Origin of the sequence: Aquamicrobium sp. (assembly GCF_023954335.1) — a bacterium.
Lineage (GTDB): Bacteria > Pseudomonadota > Alphaproteobacteria > Rhizobiales > Rhizobiaceae > Aerobium.
The window spans coordinates 1,841,654-1,861,067 of sequence record NZ_JAMLIE010000001.1; the positions used below are offsets into that span (position 1 = coordinate 1,841,654).

Genomic DNA, 19,414 nt, shown 5'->3' on the forward strand with positions numbered 1-19,414 from the left:
CCATGCGCGTCACCACCGAACTGTGGGTTTCCTCGCTGCTGCGCCGCGCCTTCTCCGGCGGCGGCTTCGCGGCTGTCGAGCGGCGAGGCGCGGCCGAGGCCGGGGCGGTGATGATCGTGCGGCGCGGGCGGATGGGCGACGTGCGGCTCTACGCGCCGGCGGCGCAGGCGAGCTATGACGAGGCGCGGCCCGAGGAGCGGATGTTCACCGAGCTTCTCCATGCAGACGGGGACGAAGAAGCGCAGAAACGCATAGAGCGAGAGACGCGCTTCGATCCCGATCTGTGGATCGTCGAGCTCGAGGTCGATGACGCGGCCTTCGCGGAGCTGGTTTCCGTCACGACGCCCTGAGGTTTCGCGGGCCCCACGTCTCGTTCGCCGGTTCCGCGTGCGGGGAGGGCTCGCGCCAGCCGGCGGCGACGCGCGCGGCATCTTCCCGCGACACGGCTTCCCACGCGTTGAGGAAATTCGCGACGTCGCGGCGCGCGCGCACCGGGCGCAGGCACTGGATGACGAGGAATGCCTCCTCCGCGCCCAGCCCGAGCGCGCGCAGGGCGACGATGAGGCGCGCGGGATCGACGTCCTCGACCATGGCGGCGGCCTCGGCGGTGTCGATGCCGAGCGCGCCGGCCAGCGCGGTGTGGAACACGATCGGCGCGCCGACCAGCGCGGCCGAGCGCAGCTTGCGATAGACGCCCGGCTCGCCCTCCCAGCGGATGCGGATGGGGGCCGGCTCCGCAGCTTCCTTGGGCGTGGTGTCTTCGGCGGGGCGCATCATGGTGCGCAGGGTGGTGCGCGCCTCGTCGGCGGACGCCGGCTTCACGCCTTCCCCGGCAATGTCGAGCGTGCGGATCAGCAGCAGGATGCGCCTGTCGAGGCCGGGGCGGCCGGCGATCGCCCGCGCGTGCGGCGCGCCGTGGCGCGCGATGAGGGCGAGAAGGTCGATGGGGGTAAGAACCGGCGAGCGCATAAGCAGCGGCGCCGAGATCTCGACCGGCAGGTCGGCGAGGCGGCGGATCAGCGCCGGCGGGGCGTAAGGCGTCTCGGAAAGGGCGGCGGCGGCGAAACGTAGCGTCTCGTCGGAAACCGAGCCGATGAGCGGCACGGAGAGGTCGTCGAGCTGGGCGGCGTCGCGCCGTGTCGGGCGCGCGGTGGCGCAGAAGGAGGTGACGGCGGCGCGCAGCAGCCGGTCGGCTTTTCCGGCGGCACGATAGGAGGATGCGTTCAAAAAACCGGATCGAAACACGAAAACGCCTGACTCACGAACACGCTCCCGCCCGGAACGGCCGGGCCGGCCTTGATCGGTTCAATCTAGAATGAATTCGCTAACGTGCTGTTAAGGATGTTGGCCCGTGTTCCCGATCGGTCAGGGCCGGGCTTTGCTGTTGCCGCCGCCGCGGGGAGCACTTAACCTGTGCCGGGAATGTCGGAAGGCGGGTGGCGCATGATCCTGGGGCTTCTCTTTCTGCAACTTGTCTTCACCGTGCCCGACTCGACGGGGCGCATGTTCACCATCGACTTCGAAGACATGAGCGGGCTGCACATCCTCGACGAGGACACGCAGTTCATGGCGAGTTGCCCGTTCGGCGAACCGCCTCTCGTCATGCTGGCCTATTCCGAAGACGGCAAGCCCATGGACCTCGAACCCATGGTCGAGGTCACGATGCTGCTGCGCATCGATAACGGCCGGATACGGGAAATAGACGCGGCGACGGTCCCGGATGGCGGCAACGTCGCCGTGATCGCGCGGGAAAGCGCGGCGATCTGGGATGAGCTGAAGGGCAGCAAGAACGTCGTCGTGGAGATCGAGCGCGACGGCGAGACCTACGCCAGCCAGGGATTCAGCGTCCTCGGCAATTTCGAGGGCGACTCGGTTGCGGTGCAGATGATGCCGTGCGGCTAGCCGCCGGATAAGATTGGTCTGCGGAAATAAACGTCCTGTTAACTCTATGCTGCGCCATATGGTGGGTGGAGGCGTAGTGTCCTGCTCCGATCGCAACCTGAAACGAGCGCAGTTATGGCTACCATACTTCCTTTCGTGATCCGCACGCGGCCCAACGCGCGCAACAACTCCGCGCCGGGCGGTGTGGCGGCGATCATCATCTTTCCCGGCGTGCGCTACGAGCATCGCGACGAGACCGACAGGCACGATCCCCCGCGCGCGGCGAGCGGCGAACGGCGCGGCCGCAAGAACAAGGCGCGATAGGGTTCCTCGCCTCTCAGTGAAGGGTGCAGTCGACGCCGCGCAGCCAGGACGAGATCGCCGGCTCCCACGTCTCGTCGGGCGCAAAGGTGCGCACCACCACGATGCCCTCGGCGACGTCGGCCTCGATGAAGATGGAATCCTCCAGCTCCGGCGGCATGGCGTTGCGCAGCGCGATCATCTGGGCGGGCGTGGCGATGACGAAGTCGAACCGGCCTTGCGCCGAGGACGTGTCGTTCAGCGAATAGATGTTGAGGCCGGTCCGGTCGTGGATCGAGACGGACCAGTAGGGGACGGTCTCGTCGCTGTGGACCTGCGTGACGCCGTCGTTGAGGTCGAAGCGGCAGGCGACGGCGTCGACCAGCGGATCGAGCGAGCCGATGAGCGGCGGCGCACCGGGCGGATCGAGACGCACCGGCCGATAGAAATTCGCGTGCTGGGACAGGACCGACCACGCGTCTCGCTCCGAATAGGTAGGCACCAGCAGAAGCACGATGATGTGGACGATGCCCGCGCCGACGAGGCCGAGGGCGAGGGCGTAGACGAGCCTAGCCATCGCAGCCCTCGCGGACGATGTGGGGCAGCTCGACCTCGGCGATGCGCGCGCTCGAGGCGATGGCGGTGTCGTAGAGCGTCAGCACCAGCGAGAACGGGCCGGCACCGTCGAGGGCGAGCCAGTTGCCGGGCGCCGGGCGGCCGGACACCGCCACCGCGACCGTGTCGTCGGGGCGGCGCAGCAGGGCAAGGGAGTGGAGAGCGGGCGAGCGGCCGCCCTCGATGCCGATGACGGCGTTGTCGCCGTCGCGCGCCGAGAGCGTCCAGAACCGCGCCGGCGGCAGGTTGCCCTCGATCACATAGCTGCACTCGCGCAGGAGGGGCTCGCCGCCGGCGTCGCGGCGGGCGGTGAAGACCAGCCCCTCGGCGCGGCCGAGGGCGAGATCCGCCTCGCGCGAGAAGCGTGCGCGCGAATAGGGATCGGCCTGCGGCGTGCCATGGTCGGGGAAGGCGACCCAGTTGCCGATGGTGACGGTTCCGAAGCCGAAATCCCGCTCCAGCGCCAGCCAGACGCTGCCCGCCCCGCCGACAAGGGCGATGCCCAGCGCGATGGCCGTGAGGATGACGGATTTGAGCATCGGTGCGTCGGTGTCTCTGGCGGCCGGCGGGCGGGAATATCGGATGAAACGTCGGTCAAGCGGTCGCCGCAACCGCATCGAATGTCAAGCGGCAAGGCCCGTCAAAGCGAGGAGAGCGCTTCCGGCGCGGGCGGAAGCTCGACAGCCGGCGCCTCGCGGAAGGCGCGGGCAAGCTCGTGCAGGAAGCCGGTGGTGCGCGGCGACAGGACAGAGGGACGCGCCGGCTCTTCCGGCCCTTCGCCGGCCTCGGCGACGACCGTGCCGGGGGCGGTGTCGAGGAACGGCTTGTCGATGCCCGGGATCGGCTTCAGCTCGACCTTCTGGTGGGCATAAGCCATCACGCGCTGCCAGATCATGGCCGGGACCGAGCCGCCGGTCATGTTGCGGGTGGGGGAGAAGTCGTCATTGCCGAGCCAGACGGCGGCGAGGTAGTTGCCGGTGTAGCCGACATACCAGGCGTCGCGGTAGGCTTGCGCGGTGCCGGTCTTGCCGGCCGAGCGGATGCCCTGGAGCGCGGCGCGGCGCGCGGTGCCGGTCTCGGGAATCTGCACCATGATCGAGTTCATCGCCGCCATGGCCTCCTGGGTGACGGTGCGGTGGGGCTGGGGCGCGTCGCGGCTGAAATCGTAGACCACCTCGCCGGAATGGGTGACGAGCTGGGTGACGCCGTGGCGCGAGCCGGTGAAGCCGCCATTGGCCAGGGTCAGGTAGCCGGTGGCCTGGTCCATCACCGTCATGCCCGAGGTGCCGAGCACCATGGTCTTGTGGCCGTTGAGCTCGGATTCGACGCCCATCGCCTTCGTCTTCTCGACGATGACGGGAATCGACAGGTGCTCCTTGGCGAGGCGCACCGGCACGGTGTTGTAGGAGCGGATGAGGGCGGCGGCGAGCGAGACGCGCCCGGCATAGCCGCGCCCGTAATTGCGCGGCATCCAGCCGCCCCAGTTGATCGGCGCGTCGGAAATGATCGAGTCGGGCGTGAAGCCGGCCTCCATCGCCGCGGTGTAGACATAGGGTTTGAACGACGAGCCGGTCTGGCGCAGCGCGCGGGTCGCGCGGTTGAACTGGCTGCGGGCATAGTCGCGGCCGCCGACGATGGCGCGGACCGCGCCGTTGGTTTCGAGCAGGACCATCGCCCCTTCCGTGACGCGATAGGCCTGTCCGTGCTGGCGCAGGTGGAACTCGAGCGATTCCTCGGCCGCCTTCTGCAGATCCATGTCGAGAGTGGTGCGGGCGACGAGCGAGCGGGGCGCGTTCCTCGGCGCGATCTTCTTGACCTCCTCGAACGCCCAGTCGAGGTAGTAGTCCGGGGTTTCCGCGCCGGCGCGGTCGACGGAGGTGGCCGGGTGGAGGCGGGCGGAAAGAACCTGCCCCTCGGTCATGAACCCGGCGTCGACCATGTTGGACAGGACGACGTTGGCGCGGCCGCGCGCCGCCGGCAGGTTGATGTGGGGCGCGTAGTTGCCCGGCGCCTTGAACAGGCCGGCGATCATCGCCGCCTCGGCCAGCGTCAGCTCCTTGACGCCTTTGTTGAAGTAGAAATCGGACGCCGCCGCGATGCCGAACGTGCCGCCGCCCAAATAGGCGCGGTCGAGATAGAGCTGGAGGATTTCCTTCTTGGTCAGATTCCATTCCAGCCACAGCGCCAGATACGCTTCCTTGATCTTGCGCTCCATCGAGCGCTCGTTGGTGAGGAAGAGGTTCTTGGCGAGCTGCTGGGTGAGGGTCGAGCCGCCCTGCACGACAGAATTGGCGCGCACGTTCTCGCTGAGCGCCCGGGCGAGGCCGATGAAGTCGATGCCGAAATGCTCGAAGAAGCGGCGATCCTCGGTCGCCAGCACGGCCTTGACGACGTGGTCGGGAATCTCGTCGACCGGGACCGAATCGCGCTGGATGATGCCGCGCTGGCCGATCTCGTTGCCGTAGCGGTCGAGGAAGGTGACGGCGTAGTCGCCCTGGCTGCGCCAGTCCTTGGCGGTCTCCTCGAAGGCGGGGAGAGCGAGCGCGAGGAGGACGATGGAGCCGGCGGTGCCCATCGTGAAGCCTTCGCTCAGCAGCTCGACGAGACCGCGCCGCCAGCCCTTCACGCGGAAGCGGCGGAAGAAGATGGTGATGTTCTCCCACCTTTCGCGCGCGCGGAAACCGGCTTCGTAGAGGGTGGAATCGATCCAGGCATCGACGGCGAGGAAGAATGTCGCCCGCGGTACTCTCGATTTGCGTTTCCTGAACGGATTCAACATCGCATCTGCGCCCAAACCGACGGCCCGGCCTATCCTTCCAACCGCATCGGGGCGGTTTGAGGGCAACCGGCGCCGGGACGATCGCCCGGCTGTTCTTGCCGATTTCCCCGCGGGCGGCAAGGACCGTGCCGGTAAATCGACGGTGATCGCGGGGTAAAGAGAAAAATAGGAATATTTTCTTGACACCGTGACGGAGCTTTGCTAGTGTAGCCCTATCGTCGGAAAACTGCGCTTGCGGGCCGGGCGGGACCGGTCAGGCCAACGACGAAAAACTCTTCTTCATACAGGATCGGACGATGGCGGCAGGCAAGGCGGAAGCGGCCTGGGCGGCGCGGCGCGCGCTTGTCGAAGGCGCGGCGGCGACGCTCGATCTCGTGGCGGCGGCATGCGGCCTGAACGCCCGCGCGCTGGGCGAGCGGGCGGCCCGGGAGGGCTGGCGGGTCGCCGACGGAGCCGGGCCGACGCGGGCCGAGCGGATCGCGCGCGTGCATGACCGCCTGCTCGACAGGATCGAGCGCGAGCAGCTTCGCGGCGAGAATGACGATGCGCCACTCGACAAGGCCGGCGTCGCGGAACTGGCGGCGACGGCCCGCATCCTCGCGAAGATAAGCGAGATCACGCGCGACGAGGACGGCGCGAAGGAAAAGCAACTGGAGCGGGATGCCGACATTGCAGCGATTCTCGACAGGCTCGACCGGCAGATCGTCGACCTTGCCCGGCATCTCGCAGCGGAAATGGCTGGAGGCGACGTTCACGGCGCGGGAGCTGCTGCTGGCGAGCCTTGAATGGGTGGCGCTGGCGCGCGGGCGTCAGTATCGGCCCGCATGGCGACCGGATAGCGAGCCGCGCAACTGGCTGGTCGTCGGCGGGCGCGGGTCGGGCAAGACGCGGCTCGGCGCCGAGTGGGTCAACGCGCTGGTGCGCGGGTTCCCGCCGTTCTCGCGCGGCAGGCGGCATATGCGCATCGCCCTCGTCGGCGAGACGCTGGGCGACGTGCGCGAGGTGATGGTGGACGGGCCGTCCGGCATCGCCGCCATCTCGCGCTGGAGCCGCCCGCGCTATGAGGCGACGCGGCGCAGGCTGTTGTGGGACAGCGGCGCGGTGGCGCAGGCCTTCTCGTCGGAAGACCCGGAGAGCCTGCGCGGGCCGCAATTCGAGGCGGCGTGGTGCGACGAGCTGGCCAAGTGGAAGAACGCGGACGCCTGCTTCGACATGCTCCAGTTCGGCCTGCGGCTGGGCGAGGAGCCGCGCCAGCTCGTGACCACGACGCCGCGGCCGATGCCGCTGTTCAGGCGGCTGCTCGGCGATCCGGATTTCATGGTGACGCGGATGCGCACCGAGGAGAACGCCGACAACCTCGCCGAAGGCTTCCTCGCGGCAGTGCGCGCCCGCTATGCCGGGACGCGGCGGGCGCGGCAGGAACTCGACGGCGAACTGATCGAGGACAGGCCGGACGCATTGTGGAACCGGGCGATGCTGGAAGCCGCCACCGGGGCGCATGGCGCGCTCGGACGCATCGTCGTTGCCGTCGATCCGCCGGCGACGGCGCGGCGTACATCGGACGCCTGCGGCATCGTCGTCGCCGGGCTCGACGACACGGACCGCGCCGTGGTGCTGGAGGATGCGACGCTGGCCGCCGCCCGGCCGCAGGACTGGGCGGCGCGGGCGGTCGCGCTCTATCGCCGCTACGAGGCCGATTGCATCGTCGCCGAGGTCAACCAGGGCGGCGACATGGTGGCGGCGGTGCTGAAGACCGTCGATCCCGCCGTGCCGGTGAAGGAGGTGCGCGCCAGCCGCGGCAAATGGCTGCGCGCCGAGCCGGTGGCCGCGCTCTATGCGCAGGGGCGCGTGGTGCATGCCGCGCGGCTGCCGGAGCTCGAGGACGAGATGTGCGATTTCGGGCCGGACGGGCTTTCGGGCGGCCGTTCGCCCGACCGCATGGACGCGCTTGTCTGGGCGATCCACGACTTGCTGCTCGGCCGCGCCATGCGGCCGCGGATCAGAAACCTGAGCTGAACGGGAACCGATGATGGGTTGGAACTGGCCATGGGCGAAGCGCCCGGCCGGCGCGCCGGCGCGCGCCGACACGAAAAGCGCGGGGTTCGGATTCGTCGCCCTGCACGGGCAGGGCGAGGCGCTGTGGACGCGCGGCGACTACGGCGCGCTGTCGCGCGAGGGCTATATGCGCAACCCGGTCGTGCACCGGGCGGTGCGGATGATCGCCGAGGCGGCGGCGGCCGTGCCGTGGCTGCTCTATGAAGGCGCGGCGGAGCTGACCGAGCATCCGCTCTCGGCGCTGCTGGCGCGGCCGAACCGGCGCACGGGCGGCGCCGGCTTCATGGAAACGCTTTACGGGCACCTGCTGATGTCCGGCAACGCCTATGTCGAGCTGGTCGAGGCCGGCGAGGCGCGCGAGCTTCACCTGCTGCGCCCCGACAGGGTGGCAGTGGTGGCCGACGCCGCCGGCTGGCCGGTGGCGCTGGAACATAGGGAAGGCGCGGGCAAGCGCAGGGTCGCGCTGGAGGGGCGGGGGGAGAATGCGGCCGGGCAGGGCGGGGGGCTGCACCTTCGGCTGTTCCACCCGCTCGACGACCATTACGGCTTCCCGCCGCTCCAGGCGGCGCTGATGGCGCTCGACATCCACAACGCCGCCGGGCGCTGGAACAAGGCGCTGCTCGACAATTCGGCCCGGCCGTCCGGTGCGCTCGTCTATGCGCCGAAGGAGGGCGGCAACCTGACGGAGGAGCAGTATGAGCGGCTGAAGAGCGAGCTGGAGGACGGCTATTCCGGCGCGCGGGCCGCGGGGCGGCCGCTGCTGCTCGAAGGCGGGCTCGACTGGAAGGCGATGGGCCTGACGCCGAAGGACATGGACTTCATCGAGGCCAAGAACGCGGCCAGCCGCGACATCGCGCTCGCCTTCGGCGTGCCGCCGATGATCCTCGGCATACCGGGCGACAACACCTATTCCAACTATCAGGAAGCCAACCGTGCCTTCTACCGCATGACCGTGCTGCCGCTGGCGGCACGGGCCGCGAGCGAGATCGCGGCGTGGCTCGGGCCGCGCTTCGGCGCGGAGCTGAGGCTGGAGCCCGACGCGGACCGGATCGACGGGCTCTCGGTCGAGCGCGAGGCGTTGTGGGCGCGCGTCGCCAGAACGCGCATTTCGTCATGAACCGGAAGACGCAAGGCGCGATACGCAAGTTCAAGGACATCGACGGCAACTATCTGTGGCAGCCGCCGGCCGCGCCGGGCGGGCGCGCCATGCTGATGGGCTTCCCGCTGGTCGAGGCCGAGGACATGCCCGACATCGCCGCGGGGGCGACGCCGATCGCCTTCGGCGATTTCCAGCGCGGCTATCTCGTCGTCGATCGGGCGGGCGTGCGCGTGCTGCGCGACCCGTATTCGGCCAAGCCCTACGTGCTGTTCTACATCACCAAGCGCGTCGGCGGCGGGGTGCAGGACTTCGACGCGATCAAGCTGCTGAAGTTCGGTTCGGCCGGCGAGCCGTAAGCGGGCACCCCTCCGCTTCTTGCCGCGCCGCGACGGTCCCGGTCCCTTCCTGCCGGGGCCGTCACCTTTTCTGAAGCCACACATCGTTCGAGGGTTCGCATGACGCTTTTCCGTACCGTGGTGCCGGCGGCCGAGCCGGTCACGCTTTCCGAGGCGAAGCGCACGCTGCGCCTCGACCACGACAGCGAGGACGAGCTGATCGGCGGCCTGATCCGCGCCGCGCGCGAGGAGGTGGAAGCCTCGTGCGGGCTGGCGCTGATCGACCAGGGCTGGCGGCTCGCGCTCGACCGGCTGCCACGCTCGGGCCGCGTGCTGCTGGGCCGCCATCCGGTGCGCGAGGTGCTGTCGGTCACCGTCTATGGGAGCGAGGGCGAGGCCTCGCTCGTCGATCCGGCGAGCTACCGGCTCGACGGGACGAGCCGCCCGGCGCGGCTGCATTTCCGCGCCGTTCCGGCGCCGGGCGTCGCCATGAACGGGATCGAGATCGATTTCGCCGCCGGATTCGGCGAGGCGGGGACGGACGTTCCCGATCTTCTGAAGCGGGCGATGCTGGTTCTCGTCGCCCACTGGTACGAGTTCCGCGCGAGCTTTTCTGGGGCCGATCAGCCGGTCTCGTTCCCGCCGGGCTACGAGCGCCTGATCGCGCCGTGGCGGTCGCGGAGGCTCTAGCGATGCGCGGCGAGTTCATCGACCCCGGCGCGTTCCGTCATGAAGTGGCGCTGGAAACCGCGACGCTGACGCCGGACGGCGCGGGCGGCCATGTCGAGGCATGGAGCGAGGCGGCGACGCTGTTCGCCCGGATCGAGCCCGTTTCGGCGGCGAGCCGCTTCGGCGCCGACCGGAGGCTGGAGACGGTGACGCATCGGGTCACGTTGCGCCATCGCGGCGGCATCGCCAGCGGCATGCGCTTTCGCAGGCTGGGGCGCGTGTTCCGCATCCTCACCATTCACGACCCCGACGAGACCGGGCGCTATCTGGTCTGCCGGGTCGAGGAGGAAGACGCATGAAACTGACGCTCAAGCTGACGCTCGACGGCCTGATGCGCGTCCTGCGCGCGCAAGCCCATCGCAGGGCCGAGGAGATCGAGGCCGGCCGCCTTCTGCCGCGGGCAGAGGTGGCCGACACGTCGCCGCGCCGGGCAGAGCGGCGCGAGAAGAGGATGACGGATCGTGACCGCAGCGGCGATTGAAGTGCAGAAGGCGGTGTTTTCCGCCCTTCAGGGCGACGCGGCGCTGGTCGCGGCGCTTGGCGGCGCACGGGTTTACGATCATGCCCCGGCGCACGCGCCGTTTCCCTACGTCACCTTCGGCCGCTCCTCGTCCAGCGACTGGAGCACGGCGAGCGAGGATGGGGCGGAGCATATCTTCACCGTCCATGTCTGGTCGAAGGCGCGGGGGAAGGCGCAGGTCGCGGCGATCATGGAGATCGTGCGCGAGCAGCTGCACGATGCCGACCTTGTGCTGGCGGGCCATGTGCTCGTCAATCTGCGCCATGCGTTCGACGAGATCCGCTTCGACGACGACCATGACGTCTACCACGGCGCGATGCAGTTCCGCGCCGTGACCGAACCGGCCGGCTGAGCCGGCCACCCGTTTCACAAAGGGATAGAAGGAGGCTCGCTGTGGCGGCACAGAAGGGCAAGGATCTTCTGTTGAAGATCGACAATGGCGGCAGCTTCGCCACCGTCGCCGGGCTGCGCACCAAGCGCCTCGCCTTCAACAGCGAGGCGGTGGACGTGACCGACGCGGATTCGGCCGGGCGCTGGCGCGAGCTGCTCGGCGGCGCGGGCGTGCAGCGCGCGGCGCTGAGCGGGGCGGGCATCTTCAAGGACGCGCAATCCGACGCGCTGATCCGCGACCGCTTCTTCGCCGGGGAGATCGCCGCCTGGCAGCTCGCCATTCCCGGCTTCGGCACCGTCGAGGGACCGTTCCAGATCACCGCGCTCGAATATACCGGCAACCACGACGGCGAGGTGACGTTCGACATCGCGCTGGAATCGGCCGGCGCGCTTTCCTTCGCGGGGCTGTGATGGCGGCGAACAGGAGACGCGGCGAGATATCCGCCCGCATCGACGGCGAGGAGCGCATCCTGTGCCTGACGCTCGGCGCGCTGGCCGAGCTGGAAAGCGCTTTCGCCGTGGACGATCTCGCCGCGCCCGCCGAACGGTTCGCCAGCGGCCGGCTCGGCGCGCGCGACCTGATCCGCGTCGTCGGCGCGGGCCTGCGCGGCGGCGGCATGGCGGCGAGCGACGACGAGGTCGCCGCCATGAAGACGGAGGGCGGGGCGGCGGGCTTCGCTGCCATCGCTGCCGAGCTGCTTTCGGTGACGTTCGGCGGCGGCGCCGGGGAAAGGGCGGGCGCGGACCCTTGACGGCCGCGGCAGGCGAAGCGCGCCGGTTTCCCTGGGACGAGGTCATCGCCCTCGGGCTGGGCCTGCTGCGGCTTGCGCCGCGCGATTTCTGGAACGCGACGCCGCGCGAGATGGCGCATGCGCTGCGGTTCCATGTCGGCGGCGCGGCGGCGACGCCGCCGGGCCGGACGAGCATCGAGGCGCTGATGGCGCTGTTTCCCGACGACAAGGAGTGACGAGACATGGCAGAGACGGTCGCGCCGGTGACGGTCCGGCTCGAGGCGGACACGCAGCCTTTCACTGACGCGCTGAGCAATCTGGAAAAGCTGGCCGGCTCATTCGGCCGCCAGCTCACCGGCGCGCTGGCCAGCGCGACGGCGAGCGGCAAGTCGCTCGACGACATGCTGCGGCAGATCGGCATGAACCTCGCGGGCATGGCGCTGTCGCAGGGGCTGAAGCCGCTGGGGGACCTGACCTCGACCCTGTTCTCCGGCCTGTTCAGGGGCATCATGCCGTTCGCCAAGGGCGGGGTGGTGCCGGGCGCGGCGGCGTTCGCTTCCGGTGGGGTGGTGGCCGCGCCGACCTATTTCCCGCTCGGGCGCTCGCTCGGCGTGATGGGCGAAGCGGGCGCGGAGGCGATCCTGCCGCTCCAGCGCGGCGCGGACGGGCGGCTGGGCGTCGCGGCGGGCGGCGGGGGCGGCGGAGCCGTCAATGTCGTCTTCAACGTCACCGCCCCGGACGCGGCCTCGTTCCGCAAATCCGAGGCGCAGATCACCGGCATGCTGGCGCGTGCGGTCGCGCGCGGCTCGCGCGGCCTGTGACGGAGGCGGGACATGGACAGCTTTCATGACGTGCGCTTTCCCACGAGCATCTCGTTCGGGGCGACGGGCGGGCCGGAGCGGCGCGTCGAGATCGTCGCGCTGACCTCGGGCCGCGAGAAGCGCAACCTGCGCTTCGCCCATTCGCGTCGGCATTTCGACGCCGGGACCGGCGTGCGCTCGCTGGCCGACCTTCACGAGATCGTCGCCTTCTTCGAGGCGCGGCGCGGCTCCTATCACGGCTTCCGCTTCCGCGATCCGTTCGACATGAAATCCTGCGCGCCGGACGCCGCGCCTGCGCCGGACGACCAGGCGCTCGGCACCGGGGACGGGGCGAGGGCGGATTTCCAGCTCGTCAAACGCTATGGCGAGGGGGGCGACGCCTATGAGCGCCCCATCCGCAAGCCGGTGGCGGGGACGGTGCGCGTTGCGGTCGACGGGGTGGAGAGGGCAGCGCCGGCGCAATTCTCCGTAGACCACGCGACGGGGATCGTCACCTTCGCGCCGGGCGCGGTTCCCGCTCCGGGCGCGCTGGTCTCGGCCGGCTTCGCGTTCGACATCGCGGCGCGCTTCGACACCGAGCGCATCGCCATCAGTCTGTCGGCCTTCAAGGCCGGGCAGATCCCGTCCATTCCCGTCATCGAGATCGAGCCATGAGCGAAATGTCCCTGCGCGAGCATCTGGAGCGCGACTGCACCACGCTGTGCCATTGCTGGCGGCTGGAGCGGCGCGACGGCCGGGTCTTCGGATTCACCGACCATGACCGCAGCCTTGCCGTCGGCGGGCTGGACTACGAGCCGCAGAGCGGCTTCACCCAGACCGAGGCGCGGGCCTCGCTCGGCATGGCGGTGGACGCGGTCGACGTCGAGGGGGCGCTGTCGTCCGATACGCTCGACGAGGCGGACATCGCGGCCGGTCTGTTCGACGGGGCGATGGTGGAGACGCTGCTGGTCAACTGGGCCGACCCGCGGCAGTTCGCCTCGATCCGCAAGGCCGCGATCGGGCGCATCCTGCGCGCTGACGGCCGCTTCGTCGCCGAGCTGGAAAGCGTGGCGGCGAGCCTCGACCGGCCGAACGGGCGCTATCTGCGGCGCAGCTGCGACGCGCGGCTCGGCGATGCGCGCTGCCGGGCCGATATCTCGGGCAGCGCGTTCAACGGCGCGGGGGCGGTGATGGCCGTCACTGCCCCTTCGACCTTCGTTGCGAGCGGCCTTGCCGGGTTCGAGCCGGGCTGGTTCGCCTTCGGCGAGATCACCTTCTCGGACGGCGCGCTGGCCGGGCGCGCGCTGCCGGTCGTCGATCACCTCGCGGCGGCGGAGGGGGCCATCCTCGTCCTGCCGGCGACGGGGCCGTCGCCGGAGCCCGGAGATGGCTTCACCATCGTTGCCGGCTGCGACAAGCGCTTCGCCACCTGCAAGGCGAAATTCGCCAATCCGCTGAATTTCAGGGGTTTTCCCCATCTGCCGGGCAACGACGCGGCCTATGCTTACGTCACCGAGGGCATGGAGTTCGACGGCGCGGTGCTGGTCGAATGAGCGCGCCGGAGACGCCGACCGCGGCGGGACGCGCGATCATCGCAGAGGCCATGGGCTGGCTCGGCACGCCCTATCGCCATCAGGGATCGCGCAAGGGGGTGGGGTGCGACTGCCTCGGCCTGGTGCGCGGGGTCTGGCGCGCCGTCTATGGCGGCGAGCCGGAGCGGCCGGGTCCGTACTCGCCCGACTGGGCGGAAGCGGGGGGTGGCGATCCGCTGATCGAGGCGGCCCGCCGCCATTGCACCGAGAAACCGCCCGACGAGGCGCGGCCGGGCGACCTGCTGGTCTTCCGCTGGCGACCGCATCACGCAGCCAAGCATCTCGGAATCCTCCTGCCGCACGCGCGTTTCCTGCATGCCTATGAGGGGCATGCGGTGACGATCTCGCCGCTGATCCCCCAATGGCGGCGCAAGATCGCCGGGGTCTTCGCCTTTCCGGAAGTTCGATAGATGTCGACAGTCATCCTGCAATCGGCCGGCGCCTTCATCGGCAGCCTTTTCGGTCCCGTCGGCAGCGCCATCGGCTCCGCGCTCGGCGCGATGGCCGGCTATGCGATCGACCGCAGCCTGCTGATGAGCACCCAGCGGATCGAGGGGCCGCGGCTCGCGACCATGCGGCCCTTCTCGGCCGAAGAGGGGGCGCCGCTCGCGCGCGTCTACGGCACGGTGCGGATCGGCGGCGACATCATCTGGGCGACCCGCTTCCAGGAGCGGCGCAAGACCGAGCGGCAGGGCGGCAAGGGCGGCGGCCCCAAGGTCACGACCTACTCCTATTTCGCCAACGTGGCGCTGGCGCTGTGTGAGGGCGAGATCGGCTGCGTGCGCCGGGTGTGGGCCGACGGGCGCGAGCTCGACCTCGACGAGGTGACGCTGCGCGTCTATCGCGGCGACGAGGACCAGCCGGTCGACCCGCTGATCGCCGCGCGGCAGGGCGACGGCAACGCGCCCGCCTATCGCGGCGTCGCCTATGTCGTCTTCCAGCGGTTTCCCATCGGCGACTACGGCAACCGCATCCCGCAGTTCCAGTTCGAGGTGATCCGCCCGGTCGGGCGGCTGAACCGGCAGATCAGGTCGGTGGCGCTGCTGCCCGGCTCGACCGAGTTCGGGCTGCTGCCGCGCCCCGTCACGCGCAAGAGCCGGCCCGGCGTCACCGAAACCTCCAACCACAACGTCCTTCATGCGAGCTGCGACCTCGTCGCCTCGCTCGACGAGCTGCAGGCGCTGTGCCCGGCGCTGGAGGAGGTGGCCATCGTCACCGCATGGTTCGGCGACGACCTGCGGGCGGGGATCTGCACCTTGCGGCCGAAGGTGACGGATAGTGGCCAGACCGGGTGGAACGAGAACTGGCGTGTCTCGGGCCTTTCGCGCGGGACCGCCACCGTGGTGTCGAAGGTCGATGGGACGTCGAGCTACGGCGGCACGCCCTCCGACCGGTCGCTGGTCGAGTGCATCGCCGAGATCAGGCGGCGCGGGTTGAAGGTCGCGCTCTATCCCTTCATCATGATGGACGTTGCGCCGGGCAACGCCTTGCCCGACCCGTATGGCGGCGGGCCGGGCCAGCCGGCATTTCCCTGGCGGGGGCGCATCACCTGCGCTCCGGCGCCAGACCAGCCGGGCAGCGCCGACAAGACGGCGGCGGCCCGCGCGCAGGTCGCGGCGTTCTGCGGCGCGGCCGAGCCGGGGCACTTTCCCGTATCGGGAGGCAATGTCGGCTTTTCCGGGCCGTCCTCGGACTGGGGCTATCGCCGGTTCGTGCTGCATCATGCGCGGCTCGCGGCGCTGGCCGGCGGGGTCGACGCCTTCATCCTCGGCTCGGAGCTGCGCGGGCTGACGACGCTGCGCGACGGCGACGGCGCGTTCCCGTTCGTCGAGGCGCTGTGCCGGCTCGCTGCCGACGCCCGGGCGATGCTGGGGCCGGGAACCGACATCACCTATGGCGCGGACTGGAGCGAGTATTTCGGCCACCAGCCGGCGGACGGCTCCGGCGACGTGCTGTTCCATCTCGATCCCCTGTGGGCGCATCCGGCCGTCAGCTCGGTCGGCATCGATAACTACATGCCGCTTTCCGACTGGCGCGACGGCGACTATGCCGGCGGCAACCCGGACGGGTTTCGCGGGCCCTACGACCGGGACGGGCTGCGTAGTCAGATCGCCGCCGGGGAGGGGTTCGACTGGTACTACGCCGATGCCGCCGCGCGGCAGAACCGCCAGCGCACCCCCATCACCGACGGGGCCTACGGGAAGCCGTGGGTCTATCGCCCCAAGGATATCCGGGCCTGGTGGGAAAACCTGCATTTCGACCGCATCGGCGGGGTGGAGGCAGAGGAGCCGACGCTCTGGCAGCCGCGCACGAAGCCTATCCGCTTCACCGAGCTCGGTTGCCCCGCGGTCGACAAGGGGCCGAACCAGCCCAACGTGTTTCCCGACGCCAAGTCGTCGGAGAACGCGTTGCCGCATTTTTCCTCGGGCGGGCGTTCCGACATGGCGCAGGCTCGTTTTCTCGTGGCGCATTTCGATCGCTGGGATCCTGAAAGCCACGGTTTCGAGCCCGGGGCGAACCCGGTTTCGCCGGTCTACGGCGGCCGGATGGTCGACCCGGCCCATATCTGCGTCTGGGCATGGGATGCCCGGCCGTTTCCCGCCTTTCCGAGCTACAGCGACATCTGGCGCGACGGCGACAACTGGCATCGCGGCCACTGGCTGAACGGGCGTCTTTCGACCGCGCTGGCGGGCGAGCTGTTCATGGCCGTCCTTGCCGATCACGGCCTTTCCGGCACCGATGAGACCCAAGGCAGCCACAGCATCGCCGGCTATGTCGTCGACAGGCCGCTGACCGCCCGCGCAGCGCTTGAGCCGCTCGTCGATCTCGCCGGCATCGCGGTTCTCGACCATGACGGCATTATCGAGCTGCGCGACGAGCTCGCGCCCGGCCGGCCTTCCGTTCTGGTGGACGAGCTGGTGGTTCCCGAGAGCGGCGAGGTGATCGAGCGGACGCGGACGCCCGGACGCGACATGCCGCGCGAGGTCGAGCTTACCTTCGTCGATCCGTTCCGCGACTACCAGCTCGCCACCGCCCGGCTCCGCCAGCCGGACGGGGAGGGCGGAAGCGAGGCGTTCCCGTTCGCCGGCTGCCTCGAAGCGGGCGCTGCGCTTGCGCTGCTCGCCGACTGGATGCAGCGCAAGCGCAGCGCGCGGGAAACCGCCGGCTTTTCCGTGCCGGCCTCGCGGACCGACATCGTGCCGGGCGTGCTGGTCTCGCTGCCCGACGCAGCCGGCGGCGGTGAGTTCCTCGTCACCGAGGTCGAGACCGGCCTTGCCCGCGCGGCGCGGGCGCGGCGCATCGCACGGGCCGTGCCGACGCCATGGCGCTCGGGCAGGATGGCGGCCGCCAAGCCGCGCTCCGGAGTTCTCGGGCAGCCGCACGTCCTTTTCCTCGACCTGCCGATGCTGCCGGGGGCGCAGGCCGCGCACGAGCAGTTCCGGATCGCCGCCTTCGCCAGCCCGTGGCGCAGCCAGATCGTCTATTCCTCGCCGGAAGAAGAGGGCTATGCCCATGTCGCCACCGTGCCGCTGCCGGCGGTTCTCGGCGAGGCGGTTTCGGCCAGCGCCGGTTTCTTCGAGGGGCGGTACGACCGCGTCGGCGCGATGACGGTCGCGCTCTATGATGGGGCTCTGTCGAGCGTCTCGACGGCGGCGCTGCTCAACGGGGCAAACACCGCGGCCGTCCGCGCCGACAACGGCGAGTGGGAGGTCTTCCAGTTCGGGCAGGCGGAGGAAATCCTCCCCTCGGTCTGGGAGCTGACCCTGCTGCTGCGCGCCCAGTGCGGCACCGGCGACGCAGCGGCGGCCGGCATTTCGCCTGGCGCGCCCTTCGTCCTCCTCGACGAGGCCGTGGTCAGGGCGGGCCTTGCGCCGGAGCAGGCCGGCCTGCCGCTGAACTGGCGGATCGGCCCGTCGGGCAAGGATTTCGCCGGCCCGTATTTCGTCGACCTTCAGATGGCGGGCGGGGTGCGGGCGCAACTGCCGTTGTCGCCGGTCCATCTGCGATGTGCGACCATGACCGGCGGCGACCTCTCGCTCGCCTGGGTGCGGCGCGGCCGCATCGACGCCGATTCTTGGCTCGGCGAGGACATCCCTCTCGGCGAGGAGACCGAGCGCTACAGGATCGAGATCGCGCCGGCTGGCGGCGGCACCGTGCTGCGGACGGTCGAGACGCCGGCTCCGCAATGGACCTATCCGGCCGCCTTGCAGGCGCTCGATTTCCCGTCCCGGCCGGCGGCGGTCGCCTTCACGGTCCGGCAGATCAGCCCTTCGGCGGGCGCAGGACTGCCGGCGCGCAGGACCTTCACCCTCATTTGACATTGGTTAAGGAGAAACGACATGGAAGTCTTCAAGCCGTGGTATCTGTCGCGCACGATCTGGGCATCGGCGATCGCCGTGGCGGCGACGCTCGCCAGCGCACTCGGTTTTCCGCTCGAGTCCTCCGACGTCGCGGCGCTGCCCGACGCCATCCTCCAGGCGGTGGCCGCGGTGGCCGGCGTGATCGCCATTCTCGGCCGGCTCTCCGCCAGCATGCGCATCCGGTAGATTTTGCTTGCGCTTGTTCATTTCGTATTCAGCCGCATTGCGCTAGAAATGCCGGCATGAAAACGCTTCGACCCTTTCTGCATGCGCTGGTTGCCGGCCTCCTGCTGGCGGGACCGCTGACGTCGCCCGCGCCTGCCGCGCCCGACTGCCACGCCATCGGCCAGCGCCAGGCGGCGCAGATGGGCGGCCAGCTCGCCCGGGCGACCCCCGAGGTGCGCGGCGGCCAGCAGGTCTGCGTCATCGTCGTGCTGATGCCGGCCAAGGACGGCCAGCGCCCGCGCCGCAACGAGATTGTCGTTCCGGCCGGCTGACGGTGCGGAAGAATCCGGCCATAGTGGACACGGCCAGCCAGGAGACGGAGAGGGATGCGCATACTCGTTGTCGAGGACGACAAGGATCTGAACCGTCAGATTTCGGACGCGCTCGCAGATGCCGGCTATGTCGTCGACCGCGCCCATGACGGCGAGGAAGGCCATTTCCTCGGCGACACCGAGCCCTACGACGCCGTCATCCTCGATATCGGCCTGCCGCAGATGGACGGCATATCCGTGGTCGAGCGCTGGCGGCGCGACGGGCGCAAGATGCCGGTGCTGATGCTGACGGCGCGCGACCGCTGGAGCGACAAGGTGGCGGGCATCGACGCCGGCGCCGACGACTATGTCGCCAAGCCGTTCCATATCGAGGAGGTGCTGGCGCGCCTGCGGGCGCTGATCCGCCGCGCGGCGGGGCATGCCTCGTCGGAGCTGATCTGCGGGGCGCTGCGCCTCGACACCAAGGCGTCGAAGGCGGACCTGAACGGCATCCCGCTGAAGCTGACCTCGCACGAGTTCCGCCTGCTCGCCTATCTGATGCACCATATGGGCGAGGTTGTGTCACGCACCGAGCTGGTCGAGCATCTCTACGACCAGGATTTCGACCGCGATTCCAACACCATCGAGGTGTTCGTCGGCAGGTTGCGCAAGAAGATGGGCGTCGATCTGATCGAGACCGTGCGCGGCATGGGCTACCGCATCCGCGAGACGCAGGATTGACGGGGCGGCG

At 69.9% G+C, this 19,414-nt stretch carries 25 protein-coding genes and 1 pseudogene; 22 read left to right on the top strand and 4 right to left on the bottom strand.

The genetic code is table 11. The features are described 5' to 3' along the window. Positions 1-2 precede the first annotated feature (2 nt). Entirely contained in the window at positions 3-350 is a 348-nt protein-coding gene (locus tag M9945_RS09165) for a DUF1491 family protein (protein WP_367944253.1), read from the top strand. On the opposite strand, the gene M9945_RS09170 is transcribed toward M9945_RS09165, so the two are convergent. Then, on the bottom strand, positions 337-1,227 hold the full coding sequence (locus M9945_RS09170; protein ID WP_367944254.1) for a hypothetical protein: 891 nt from the start codon (positions 1,225-1,227) through the stop codon (positions 337-339). The two genes, M9945_RS09165 and M9945_RS09170, sit on opposite strands and share 14 nt — an antisense overlap. Before the next feature lie 216 nt (positions 1,228-1,443). Here M9945_RS09170 and M9945_RS09175 point away from each other — a divergent pair, with 216 nt between their 5' ends. Next, entirely contained in the window at positions 1,444-1,902 is a 459-nt protein-coding gene (locus tag M9945_RS09175; RefSeq protein ID WP_367944255.1) for a hypothetical protein, read from the top strand. A gap of 114 nt (positions 1,903-2,016) precedes the next feature. After that, entirely contained in the window at positions 2,017-2,205 is a 189-nt protein-coding gene (locus tag M9945_RS09180; RefSeq protein WP_367944256.1) for a hypothetical protein, read from the top strand. 13 nt (positions 2,206-2,218) lie between these two features. Here M9945_RS09180 and M9945_RS09185 read toward each other — a convergent pair whose 3' ends face one another. From M9945_RS09185 to M9945_RS09195, 3 genes are all read right to left on the bottom strand, one after another. After that, positions 2,219-2,758, bottom strand: coding sequence for a DUF1254 domain-containing protein (locus tag M9945_RS09185; protein ID WP_367930525.1), 540 nt, complete (start codon positions 2,756-2,758; stop codon positions 2,219-2,221). After that, the gene (locus M9945_RS09190; RefSeq protein ID WP_367944257.1) at positions 2,751-3,335 is read right to left on the bottom strand and encodes a DUF1214 domain-containing protein; all 585 of its coding nucleotides are present in this window, start codon (positions 3,333-3,335) and stop codon (positions 2,751-2,753) included. The genes M9945_RS09185 and M9945_RS09190 overlap by 8 nt, the downstream gene beginning before the upstream one ends. 101 nt (positions 3,336-3,436) lie before the next feature. After that, a complete protein-coding gene (locus tag M9945_RS09195; RefSeq protein WP_367944258.1) occupies positions 3,437-5,575 on the bottom strand; it encodes a transglycosylase domain-containing protein in 2,139 nt (712 codons plus the stop codon). 296 nt (positions 5,576-5,871) lie between these two features. Here M9945_RS09195 and M9945_RS09200 point away from each other — a divergent pair, with 296 nt between their 5' ends. From M9945_RS09200 to M9945_RS09290, 19 genes and pseudogenes are all read left to right on the top strand, one after another. Beyond that, a complete protein-coding gene (locus M9945_RS09200; RefSeq protein WP_367944259.1) occupies positions 5,872-6,360 on the top strand; it encodes a hypothetical protein in 489 nt (162 codons plus the stop codon). 10 nt (positions 6,361-6,370) lie between these two features. Continuing rightward, complete coding sequence (locus M9945_RS09205; protein WP_367944805.1) at positions 6,371-7,591, top strand: DNA-packaging protein; 1,221 nt, start codon at positions 6,371-6,373, stop codon at positions 7,589-7,591. A gap of 13 nt (positions 7,592-7,604) precedes the next feature. Beyond that, entirely contained in the window at positions 7,605-8,747 is a 1,143-nt protein-coding gene (locus tag M9945_RS09210; RefSeq protein ID WP_367944806.1) for a phage portal protein, read from the top strand. Beyond that, positions 8,723-9,085, top strand: a pseudogene (locus tag M9945_RS09215) (phage major capsid protein); the annotation flags it as partial. The gene M9945_RS09210 and the pseudogene M9945_RS09215, both read left to right, overlap by 25 nt. 99 nt (positions 9,086-9,184) lie before the next feature. Further along, positions 9,185-9,754 carry a head-tail connector protein gene (locus M9945_RS09220; protein ID WP_367944260.1) on the top strand — a complete coding sequence of 190 codons (570 nt, stop codon included), beginning with the start codon at positions 9,185-9,187 and terminating at the stop codon, positions 9,752-9,754. Positions 9,755-9,756: 2 nt separating this feature from the next. Continuing rightward, positions 9,757-10,092 carry a phage head closure protein gene (locus M9945_RS09225; RefSeq protein WP_367944261.1) on the top strand — a complete coding sequence of 112 codons (336 nt, stop codon included), beginning with the start codon at positions 9,757-9,759 and terminating at the stop codon, positions 10,090-10,092. After that, positions 10,089-10,274 (top strand): hypothetical protein, encoded by a 186-nt coding sequence (locus tag M9945_RS09230; protein WP_367944262.1) that lies wholly within the window; start codon positions 10,089-10,091, stop codon positions 10,272-10,274. The genes M9945_RS09225 and M9945_RS09230 overlap by 4 nt, the downstream gene beginning before the upstream one ends. After that, positions 10,255-10,665, top strand: a complete 411-nt coding sequence (locus M9945_RS09235; protein ID WP_367944263.1) for a DUF3168 domain-containing protein — start codon at positions 10,255-10,257, stop codon at positions 10,663-10,665. The genes M9945_RS09230 and M9945_RS09235 overlap by 20 nt, the downstream gene beginning before the upstream one ends. 41 nt (positions 10,666-10,706) lie before the next feature. Continuing rightward, entirely contained in the window at positions 10,707-11,114 is a 408-nt protein-coding gene (locus M9945_RS09240) for a phage major tail protein, TP901-1 family (RefSeq protein ID WP_367944264.1), read from the top strand. Next, a complete protein-coding gene (locus M9945_RS09245; protein WP_367944265.1) occupies positions 11,114-11,455 on the top strand; it encodes a gene transfer agent family protein in 342 nt (113 codons plus the stop codon). The genes M9945_RS09240 and M9945_RS09245 overlap by 1 nt, the downstream gene beginning before the upstream one ends. Next, complete coding sequence (locus M9945_RS09250) at positions 11,452-11,670, top strand: rcc01693 family protein (RefSeq protein ID WP_367944266.1); 219 nt, start codon at positions 11,452-11,454, stop codon at positions 11,668-11,670. Before M9945_RS09245 ends, M9945_RS09250 begins: the two co-directional genes overlap by 4 nt. Positions 11,671-11,676: 6 nt before the next feature. After that, positions 11,677-12,255 (top strand): phage tail tape measure protein, encoded by a 579-nt coding sequence (locus M9945_RS09255; RefSeq protein WP_367944267.1) that lies wholly within the window; start codon positions 11,677-11,679, stop codon positions 12,253-12,255. 12 nt (positions 12,256-12,267) lie between these two features. Further along, on the top strand, positions 12,268-12,909 hold the full coding sequence (locus M9945_RS09260; RefSeq protein WP_367944268.1) for a TIGR02217 family protein: 642 nt from the start codon (positions 12,268-12,270) through the stop codon (positions 12,907-12,909). Further along, positions 12,906-13,787 carry a DUF2163 domain-containing protein gene (locus M9945_RS09265; protein ID WP_367944269.1) on the top strand — a complete coding sequence of 294 codons (882 nt, stop codon included), beginning with the start codon at positions 12,906-12,908 and terminating at the stop codon, positions 13,785-13,787. Before M9945_RS09260 ends, M9945_RS09265 begins: the two co-directional genes overlap by 4 nt. Beyond that, positions 13,784-14,236 carry an NlpC/P60 family protein gene (locus M9945_RS09270; protein WP_367944270.1) on the top strand — a complete coding sequence of 151 codons (453 nt, stop codon included), beginning with the start codon at positions 13,784-13,786 and terminating at the stop codon, positions 14,234-14,236. Before M9945_RS09265 ends, M9945_RS09270 begins: the two co-directional genes overlap by 4 nt. After that, positions 14,237-18,145, top strand: coding sequence for a glycoside hydrolase/phage tail family protein (locus M9945_RS09275; RefSeq protein ID WP_367944271.1), 3,909 nt, complete (start codon positions 14,237-14,239; stop codon positions 18,143-18,145). A gap of 21 nt (positions 18,146-18,166) precedes the next feature. Then, positions 18,167-18,373 (top strand): hypothetical protein, encoded by a 207-nt coding sequence (locus tag M9945_RS09280; protein WP_367930508.1) that lies wholly within the window; start codon positions 18,167-18,169, stop codon positions 18,371-18,373. 56 nt (positions 18,374-18,429) lie between these two features. Continuing rightward, the gene (locus tag M9945_RS09285) at positions 18,430-18,684 is read left to right on the top strand and encodes a hypothetical protein (RefSeq protein WP_367930507.1); all 255 of its coding nucleotides are present in this window, start codon (positions 18,430-18,432) and stop codon (positions 18,682-18,684) included. A gap of 54 nt (positions 18,685-18,738) precedes the next feature. Further along, entirely contained in the window at positions 18,739-19,404 is a 666-nt protein-coding gene (locus M9945_RS09290; protein ID WP_367944272.1) for a response regulator transcription factor, read from the top strand. The last annotated feature ends 10 nt before the right edge of the window (positions 19,405-19,414 follow it).